The 467-nt window shown below is 52.5% G+C and carries 1 protein-coding gene; it reads left to right on the top strand.

Annotated features, from left to right (window positions below; all coding sequences use genetic code 11):
* Positions 1-42: 42 nt before the first annotated feature.
* A partial coding sequence (locus M3610_RS27510; protein WP_251463641.1) for an LUD domain-containing protein occupies positions 43-467 on the top strand: 425 nt, incomplete at its 3' end.

Raw genomic sequence — 467 nt, 5'->3', positions numbered from 1 at the left:
GAATTTAAACTGCGCATTCGTCAGCAGATAGAAGATCCGATCATGCGCAAAGCCGTGGCTAATGCGCAGGAGCGTATCGGCGCAAATCGGCAAAAAATGGTCGATGAGTTAGGCCACTGGGAAGACTGGCGCGATCGTGCCAGCCAGATCCGCGATCACGTTCTGAGCAACCTCGACGCTTACCTGTATCAACTCTCCGAGAAAGTGACGGAAAACGGCGGGCACGTCTATTTCGCCAAAACCAAAGAAGATGCCACTCGCTACATTTTGCAGGTTGCGCAAAGTAAAAATGCGCAGAAGGTGGTGAAGTCCAAGTCGATGGTGACCGAAGAGATCGGCGTCAACCATGTGCTGCAGGATGCCGGAATCCAGGTGATCGAAACCGATCTCGGGGAATATATCCTGCAACTGGATCAGGATCCGCCTTCGCACGTCGTGGTCCCGGCTATTCATAAAGATCGCTATCA

The sequence above is a fragment of the Neobacillus sp. MER 74 genome (genome assembly GCF_023714155.1).
The sequence above is the reverse complement of the archived record's forward strand: the minus strand, read 5'-3'. Positions and strand labels throughout refer to the sequence as shown.